Origin of the sequence: Brevibacterium picturae (assembly GCF_030453725.1) — a bacterium.
Taxonomy (GTDB): domain Bacteria; phylum Actinomycetota; class Actinomycetes; order Actinomycetales; family Brevibacteriaceae; genus Brevibacterium; species Brevibacterium sandarakinum_A.
In genome coordinates this window covers 1-8,156 of the sequence record NZ_JAKDJU010000136.1, presented here as the reverse complement: position 1 = coordinate 8,156, position 8,156 = coordinate 1, and the positions used below count along the sequence as shown (strand labels likewise).

The following is an 8,156-nucleotide window of genomic DNA, read 5'->3' as shown; positions in this document are numbered from 1 at the left end:
GCCAGCGTCCGGCACACCGTGGCCAGGTCTGGCTCGCTCTTGTCGCGAATGGCGGCGATGTCGAGCAGGGCCGCACCGTCGCGCTCACGCAGCGCGGCTCCCAGCTGACCGAGAAGCCGGAACAGGTCTCCTGTCCCGCGCCCGGACAGCAGGCACATCTCCTCGGGTTCGACCACTTCGAAGTGTCTGAACAGCATGAACCTGATGAGCGCGGCGAGCCCGAATGAGTCATCGTTCATCGCCTCGGTGAGCAACTGTCGCAGCCTGTCTACCCACACGGTCTCGCCGGTGCGCAGTCCCTTCGCGACATGGATCATGATCACCGCACGGCGGTACTCGATGTAGGGACCGCGAGCCGGCAGTGCATCGAAACGGGCTTCGTAGTTGGCGGCGACGTCGGCGTTGCCGCCCACGATCGCCACGTATGAGGCCTCCGCGATTGCCAGCGCGAGAAATACCGTCTGGTTCCAGTGTTCGAGTCCCTCAACGGCTGCGTGGGATGAGCGTGTCGCCTCAGGCAATGCTCCGTCCAGGGTGTGGACACGACTCCAGATCAGGTCACTGGGGCCGCTGCGAGCGGTGAGGAACGCGATGTCCTCGCTCGGCAACTCGTTGAGGATTCGTTTGGCCCGCTCCGTGTCGCCGGCGTTGGTCAGCGCATTGGCTCGGACCATGGACAAGATCATCGACCCGGTCCCCACGGAGTAGCTGCGACCTGACTCACGGTCGAGCAGATCGAGAGCTTCTGCGGTTCGTCCCCGCTCGAGCATCCGGCCGGCCAAGGCGACGGTGAGGAGCACGCGCAGGGATTCGGGCAATCGCTCATTGCCGAAGGCCTCGGTCAGGAAGTGCTGATCGGCCGCTCCCACCAGCAGAGGACGAGTGCCCAGATGGTCGATGATGCCACGAGCGGTGTCCACATCGATTCCGTTGCTGTGGGCTTCGGCGAGACCGCCGCCCTCACACCCGTCGCCCTGTCGAGGCTCTTCCCCGTCGAGACCCTCGACATGGTCAAGCGCGTCACGGAACCTGTCGAGGGTCAAGGTCGGAGAACTGTGATCGAAATCCCTGTAGACCCAGACGACGAACGCTTCGACGATGACGTCGGCACAGCAGGCCTTCTGCACAGCTTGCGCAAGCACATCAAAGCCGAGGGCCGCCTGATTCACCTCACAATAGAGATGTCCGAGATCGCAGAGCTCATGTGCCTCCATCTGATCGGTCGGCACTTCGATGAGCATTCGCAGCGCCCTCTGCCATTCACCAATCCGTGCCGCCACGCGGGCGGCATCGATGAGGTCCTGGACCTCTGTTTTGACCCCGCAGCCCAGCGCCCAGTCCATCCGCAGCATGCGTGCCCACGCAGATGGGGATGACGCACTGCTGGTGAGGACGAAGTCATACATCTGTCGGCTCCGGCCGTCAGGAATCGTGTACCGAATCGTCTCGGACTTATGGTTCTCCACGGCCACGTACACGCGTCGACCCCGGTTTTCGAGCAGGATCTCCCCGGCGTCCGCAAGAGCATCGGCTGCTTCTCCCAGCCCCGCAGTGAGCATGACTTCAACGTCGACTTCCCCGGCGAGGACGACGAGCTCAAGAGCTTCTCGTGTCTGCGGCGGGTACTCTTCAAGGTCGATGCGCGTGACGTCGCGTGCACGTTCGTCGTAGTCGACATCGCGGCCGTCGAGGACCCAGACTCCTTGCCGGTCGTAGAATCTCTTGGCCCGGTTCGTGTAGCCGAGGAGTTCGACCATCTTTCCCGGCACTCTGCCCGAATGGAATTCGACGATGTCGAGGACTCCGCGTGAGACGATCCCGCCGAGGTGGTGCTCAACCATCTCCGCATAGGAGTCGGAATCGAGCGGGCTGAGATCGATGTGGTCGAGAATGTGGTCCGCGACGAGATCCTCGAACGGGTGCTCACGGCAAGTCGGGTCTCGACGATGTGTCGCCACGATCTTGATATCACCATCATTGGCCAGCTGCGAGAGCACGCCGAGGCTGCGATGGTCGAGGTCGTGGGCATCGTCGATGAAGATCACGGGTGTGGGTCGGTCTCCTGTCAGCACAGAAACGACGCGGTAGAGCAGATCGCTCGGGTCCTTGTCGAGGTCCACGAACAGTCCGAGCGCCCCGAAGTCGACCGACCTGAATATTCGGTCGCCGCGCAGCCACAGCTCCGCCCCGCCGCGGCGGCGATGGATGAGGGAGGCCAGGAAGGTCTTGCCCGAGCCGCCCTCCCCCTCGATGAGGATTCCGCCGGACGACGAATCGCGCAATGAGTTCTCCATCGTCTGGACCTCGCGAGCGCGTCCGAAGACGATGGCTTCGCCTGTCTGGCTCATGGTTGGTCCTCCCATGAGGCGATCACCTCGCGCAGCTCCCGTCGATTGGCCACGTGCAGGCGGCGATAGATCTTGCTGAGATGCCATTCGATCGTCCGTGCCGACAGATGCTGCATGGCGCCGAGTTCCTGACTGCTGCGACCAGCCATGATCCCGTCGACGAGTTGCCGTTCGAGATCGGACAGGACCGCCGGCAGTCGTGGTCCCGAGGCGCTGTATCTGATCGTCCGCAGGCTGTTGCCGATGAGGATACGGGCGTCTTTGGCCGCCTGCTGATCGTGAGCATCGATGGCGCGGGACTGAGCCAGTTTCGCAAGAGTGGAGCAGAGGGCGACGGCACCGTACTCTGAGGCGCCTCTGGCCGCCTCGATGAGAGCGGACGGTGAGCCGTCCGTCATCGCAGCTGAGACAATGCCTGCCAGGCGTCCCGGTCGCCCATCGATCTCCGCAGCCGCTCCGCCCAGTTCGACGAGGGCCGCTCGATGGCCGAGGCATGTTGCCTCCAGCCACGCCGAAGCGGCCAAAGTCGCCGCGCCGGTCGAACGTGCCGCAACGCCGAGAGAGTACAGGCGATCGGCAGCCTCATCCGGCTTCGTCAACGCCAGAGTCTGCAGCTGGAACAGCGAGGACTCGAACTCCACCCAGTACGAATAGCCGTCACCCGTCGGCGTTTGGCTGCTGCGCCTCGGCGGCTCCTTTGGGATGGCATCTCCCAACAGTGCGCGCGCGAAGTCCGTTGCCGCGTTGATGCCCACGTAGCCGACGTCCTCACTGGTTGTCGTGATCTTGTCCAGCACGGCCAGCGCACGGGCCGGGTGACCGGTGCGCAGGTCGACAAGGGCTCCGACGAACCCGGACAGCAGCGGGCTGACGTTCTTCCACCTTCTCGACTCCGTCCAGCTCAACGCTGCTCGGGCTTTGTCCCAATCACCGGCGGTGTATCTGGCGATGAAGAACTGAGGTGCCGAATCTTCCCGTTCGAGACTCGTCATTCCTGGCAGGCCGAACATCAGCTCCGCCTGCTCGATGAATTTCAGCCCGGTCTCAACCCTGCCGGTGAGGATCGAGGCCGTTCCGAGCACGGCGCACGCACGGAGCCGGTGACGGGTCAGACACGAATGGTCGCGGTAGACGCGCTCCGCACGTTCGATGGCTTCGGCGAATCGCCCTCCCTTCAGGTCGAACCGGGCAATTGTGACATCGAATCTGCCACTGTCAGACGAGGTGTCGAGATGTTCGCGCAGCCAGCCGATGCGGAGTCCGTCCGGATCGCGCGGGTCGGTCAAACGCATGTCCATGGTTGCCGCTCGGGAGAGGAACTCCGGGCTCATCTCCGTCCATCTCTGCTCAACACGAGCGAGAATGCTGTCAAACGCCCTGCTCGCCGCTCTGATGTTGCCACTTCCCTGTTGTGCACGAATGGTTTCGAGGAGCAGTTCATCAGATTGTTCGCGCGAGCAGTCGGCGAGTTCGGCCGCACCGGAATAGCTGCCTTCCCGATTGGCCCAGGCCACGGCATCGAGGATCTTGTCGGCCGGCTGATCGAAGCCCAAGCTCAACCCCCACGACAAGTACCCGAACAGGGCAGGCCCGTCCATCGAATCGATATCGGCGACTTCGCTCAGCCGCTTCCACAGTGACAGTGAGCGGGAGGGTCTGACCTGTGACTTCAGCGCGGCTGCGATCACCGGCTCGACGATCTTCACTGCGGCGTGCCGACCTCGAGACATTCTGATGATCCCGGCATCGACCAGGGAATCGAGCCCCTCGGCTGAACAGAGCCGCAAGAGAATCTCATAGTGGACCGCTCCGGTCATCGCAACCATTTCGAGCACGGGCCGCAGCTCCGGATCGATGTTCCACAGAATACGGTCCGTGGTGCGCAGCTGATCGTGATTGAAGAGGACATGGCTGAGCAGGAGCGGATTTCCTCCGGTCTGTGCATGCAGACGGGTCACCGACCGCTCTTCGGACGGACGCGAACCGGAGGTCTTGGCCAACGCGGCCACAGTGGCCTCGTCGAGACCGCTGAGGTCGACCCGGGTGAGGCCGCCGGAGAGCCACAGACTTGTGGCGAGGTCGACGGGCGGTCGAATCGACTCCGCCGCGATGAGAAGTTTGGTCCGTCCTGCCACAGCGAGTTGAGTCAGCACTGACAGTGAGGTTGCATCGATCAGATTCGCATTGTCGATGAGCACGATGGGGGTCGAGTCGGGATATCGCATGGTCAGTGCCCTGCCGATTGCCGACAGTGCGGCGCCCGCGCCCACGGTGCTGGCGCTCCCCGATTGAGAGAGGAGTATCTCGAGGATCCCCAGGGCCCGGTCACGCAGAGTCTCTGAACCGCGGAAACGCAGAACAGGAGTCTCCTTGTCGATGCGTGCCAGGGCCGTGTTCATCATCGTGGTCTTCCCGATTCCGGCAGCACCGATGATCAGCGCACCGCAACTTTCCGGGTCTGTGAGGGATTTGACCACGGTCGTCACTTCGTCCGTGTACCCGAGAATCTGATGTTGTACCGATCGAACAGCAGTGGACATCTGCTCAGCCTTCTTTATACCGCTTGCTATCCGCTGCGCAGTCAGCGGCGGGATCACCTCAGCTTCGAGTCTCCCGTCAACATCGGCCAGCACCTTCGGTACCGGTCGGCCTGCATTCCGTTGGAGTGGATATCGGTCGACGCCGAGTTTCGAGAGCGGCGCCGATTGGATGAAAATTCCTACTATAGCTGTCATACTTTACAGCATCAGACGCGAATCCGCACTGATTTTTTCGGTGCACACGAAGCCCCCAACACCACTTGCCGGTATGCCTACGCCCTCCACTCATCCACGGGGCCGCCGAACCCGCCGGACCCTCCTGAAAGCTCTGTGATCGAGATCCGCGTTTCACACACCAGGATTCGCGCACCACCACCCGCGCTGCACATCACCGGCAGCAGCCACTCACGCCAGCTCCAGGCACTCACTCCCGCCGGCCCACTTGTGAGCCTGAACACCGAAACGTACTATTGAGTAAAGTTACCGAACGATCAATCAGGAGTTTTCATGGACACCTTGCTGAATGCAGAGGAGCGCGAGTTCGCGCAGCAGATGCGTCAGTTCTATCGCACCCAGATCCCCGAGGAGCTGCGATTCAAGGTCGCGACCGGTCAGGAGCTGACCAAGGACGACATGGTCACGTCCCAGCGGATCCTCAATCAGCACGGATATGCCGTCCCGGACTGGCCCGTCGAATGGGGCGGTCAGGACTGGACTCCTGTGCAGCGCCACATCTGGCTCGAAGAGATGCAGCTGGCCTGCGTACCCCAGCCGCTGCCCTTCAACGTCTCGATGGTCGGCCCGGTCATCGCCACCTTCGGCAGCCAGGAGATCAAGGAACGCTTCCTTCCGGCCACCGCCAACATCGACATCTGGTGGTCGCAGGGCTTCTCCGAACCAGATGCCGGGTCCGACCTCGCATCGCTGAAGACCTCCGCAGTCCGCGACGGTGACAAGTACATCGTCAACGGACAGAAGACCTGGACGACCCTGGGCCAGTACGGCGACTGGATGTTCAACCTCGTCCGCACCGACCCGAACGTGAAGAAACAGGCAGGCATCTCGTTCCTGCTCATCGACATGAAGACCCCCGGAGTCACTGTCCGCCCGATCCAGCTCATCGACGGCGGCCATGAGGTCAACGAAGTCTTCTTCGACAACGTCGAGGTCCCCGTCGAGAACCTCGTCGGCGAAGAGAACAAGGGCTGGACCTACGCGAAGTTCCTGCTCGGCAACGAACGCACGGGCATCGCCCGCATCGGCGGCTCGAAGGTCAACCTGGCCCGGGCCAAGGCCTACGCCGCGGTGACCAAGACCGCACGCGGCACTCTGCTCGACGATCCGCTGTTCTCCGCCCGTCTGACCCGGATCGAAGCCGAGCTCACTGCTCTCGAAATGACTCAGCTGCGGATCCTCTCGACTCAGGCAGCTGGTTCGGACAAGCCGGATCCACGCTCTTCTGTGCTCAAGCTCAAGGGCTCGCAGCTGCAGGAGGACATCAGCGAACTGCTCGTCGACGTCCTCGGCCCGCAGGGACTCGACTTCGTCGCCGACCGTGTCCAGGGCGAGGGCCTGTCTGATCTTCCACTCGGCGCCGTCGACGCCCTCCCCGCGTATTTCAATACCCGCAAGGTCACCATCTACGGCGGTTCGTCCGAGGTGCAGCGCGGAATCATCTCGAAGGCACTGCTTGGTCTCTGAGGTTCCCCGAACCCAGGACACTTAAGAAGAGGACAACAATGGATCTTGAACTCAACGACATTCAGCAAGAACTCGCCAGCACTTTGAACAAGTACCTGCGCACCGAATACGACGCCCAGGCACGTGAGGCCATCCTGGCAAGCGACGAGGGCATCTCCCGTGAGAAATGGGGACAGTTCGCAGAGATGGGCCTCCTCGGTCTGGCCATCGATGAGAACTACGGCGGGGCCGGGATGACCTTCGCCGAGGTTGCCGTGGTCCTGGAAGCCTTCGGTCGCAGCCTCGTGCTCGAACCGTTCCTGGCCACAGCTGTGCTCGGAGCCAATGCGATCGCCGCGGCCGGCACCGAAGAGCAGAAGCAGGAAATCCTCCCCGCAGTCGCCGAGGGCCAGACCTTCCTCGCATTCGCCGCCCTCGAACCCGGCCTGCGCTACGCGGTCGACACCCCGGCCACCACCGCCTCGGCGGGCGCTGACGGCTCCTTCACCATCACCGGTGAGAAGAACGGCGTGCTCGGCGGCGACGTCGCCGACCACTTCATCGTCACCGCAACCGAGAACGGCACTCTGGGACTGTTCCTGGTCTCGGCATCAGCGGCGGGTGTCAGCCGCGTCGCTCACCGCCAGGCAGACGGCCAGGGCAGTGCGAGCGTGAAGTTCGACAATGCACCGGCACAGCCCCTCGGTGCCGCCGACGCGCATGCCGTCGTCGCCGAGATCATCGACACCGCCAACGCCGCAATCATGGCCGAAGCTGTCGGTGTCATGGAGGCTTCGATGACCATGACCGCCGAGTACCTCAAAACGCGCGAACAGTTCGGTGCCCCCATCGGCGCGAACCAGGCTCTGCAGCATCGCGCGGCAGACCTCTATGCGGACCTCGAGTATGCACGCAGCATGGCCCTGTACTCACGTCTTGCAGTCACCAATGAAGAAGCCGGCTCCGAGAAGGACCGCCACCGGGACGTCATCGCCGCCAAGATCATCATCGACGCATCGGCACGCAACATCAGCCAGGAGTCGATTCAGATGCACGGCGGCATCGGCATGACGATGGAATACCCGATCGGCCACTACGCGAAGCGGCTGACCGTCATCTCACGCACCTTCGACGATACCGATTCGCTGACTGCCGAACTCGCAGAGATCGGCGGTCTCATCGAGCCGAACGCCGCTGATCTGAACTGAGGCTGCACAGCAGTATCGCGGTTGAGGCCAGCCCTTCAGCTGAGGTCAACCCTCGGCCGGGGCCAGCCCTTCAGGTGAGGTCAACCCTCCGCTGGGGTCTGCCCCTCGGCTGAGTCAACCGAACACAATCGAGTTCACAGCGCAGAGCACAGGGCGGTCCGCGTCGTTTCCAGCATTGGAGTCGACACGGACCGCCCTCTGTCTGTGCGATCGTCGACGTTCTGTGTGCGAAGAGTAAAACGGTTGGCATGTTCTGCTCGAAATCCGTTCGTGGATCGAGCAGAACATGCCAACCGTTGGAAACAGTCGGTAACTCGTGGTCGACAGCGGCGCGCACATCGACCGCCACTTACCGACAGTTTCGACCGACGCTGACAGGC

General features: G+C 62.8%; 4 protein-coding genes. 2 read left to right on the top strand and 2 right to left on the bottom strand.

Annotated features, from left to right (window positions below; genetic code table 11):
* Positions 1-2,348: AAA family ATPase (locus L0G76_RS12135; protein WP_304357458.1), on the bottom strand; the 2,348-nt coding region annotated here is incomplete at its 3' end.
* Positions 2,345-4,888, bottom strand: a complete 2,544-nt coding sequence (locus L0G76_RS12130) for a LuxR C-terminal-related transcriptional regulator (protein ID WP_304357457.1) — start codon at positions 4,886-4,888, stop codon at positions 2,345-2,347. The genes L0G76_RS12130 and L0G76_RS12135, both read right to left, overlap by 4 nt.
* 507 nt (positions 4,889-5,395) lie before the next feature.
* Between L0G76_RS12130 and L0G76_RS12125 the strand changes: the two genes are divergently transcribed.
* Both L0G76_RS12125 and L0G76_RS12120 read left to right on the top strand, forming a co-directional pair.
* Positions 5,396-6,589 carry an acyl-CoA dehydrogenase family protein gene (locus L0G76_RS12125; RefSeq protein WP_096157685.1) on the top strand — a complete coding sequence of 398 codons (1,194 nt, stop codon included), beginning with the start codon at positions 5,396-5,398 and terminating at the stop codon, positions 6,587-6,589.
* A 38-nt stretch (positions 6,590-6,627) separates the two neighbouring features.
* Positions 6,628-7,776, top strand: coding sequence for an acyl-CoA dehydrogenase family protein (locus L0G76_RS12120; protein WP_304357456.1), 1,149 nt, complete (start codon positions 6,628-6,630; stop codon positions 7,774-7,776).
* The last annotated feature ends 380 nt before the right edge of the window (positions 7,777-8,156 follow it).

What these genes read in the sequence shown, in the direction of transcription:
- L0G76_RS12130 (WP_304357457.1), bottom strand. Translation starts at nt 4,888, where the DNA reads ATGTCCACTGCTGTTCGATCGGTACAACATCAGATTCTCGGGTACACG.
- L0G76_RS12125 (WP_096157685.1), top strand. Translation starts at nt 5,396, where the DNA reads ATGGACACCTTGCTGAATGCAGAGGAGCGCGAGTTCGCGCAGCAGATG.
- L0G76_RS12120 (WP_304357456.1), top strand. Translation starts at nt 6,628, where the DNA reads ATGGATCTTGAACTCAACGACATTCAGCAAGAACTCGCCAGCACTTTG.